This window comes from Vibrio sp. SG41-7 (assembly GCF_014164465.1).
GTDB classification, from domain to species: domain Bacteria; phylum Pseudomonadota; class Gammaproteobacteria; order Enterobacterales; family Vibrionaceae; genus Vibrio; species Vibrio splendidus.
On the sequence record NZ_JACJFF010000351.1, the window covers coordinates 1 to 480 of the forward strand.

General features: G+C 36.5%; 1 tRNA gene. It reads right to left on the reverse strand.

The features are described from left to right. Window positions 1-377: 377 nt before the first annotated feature. Window positions 378-453, reverse strand: a tRNA-Val gene (locus H5300_RS27060). Window positions 454-480 lie beyond the last annotated feature (27 nt).

Consider the following 480-nt stretch of genomic DNA (forward strand, 5'->3'; position numbering starts at 1 on the left):
ACCAAGGTTTTTGGTTGTCATCAAGAAGGGTTAATTCTTGATGACTGTTTGCCGGACTCAATTTACTTTTTGTTTCCACTTTTTAATAAAAAGTAGAATCAAAAAATGAACAATCATTTCTGATCATTCGAATACAAGACACTTGAATGTGTTTGTTGTGTCTATCTAATGAAAGATAAACATTGAGAACTTTTAAATTTGATTGAATTACTCGTAAGTAAATCAATCAGTCAGCTTTCCAAATTGTTAAAGAGCATGAGACTTTAAGAACCAGTGTTCTAAAATTCACATTTTCTAAAGACTCTCAGGGTCAAACATACCAACCAACGACAAAAGAAGTGGTTTGGATATGAATATAACCAAGAATTTTTAGAGAATGGTGGGCGATACCGGGCTCGAACCAGTGACCCCCTGCTTGTAAGGCAGGTGCTCTCCCAACTGAGCTAATCGCCCACGATAGTTTTAATTCCTTCGCGGAGA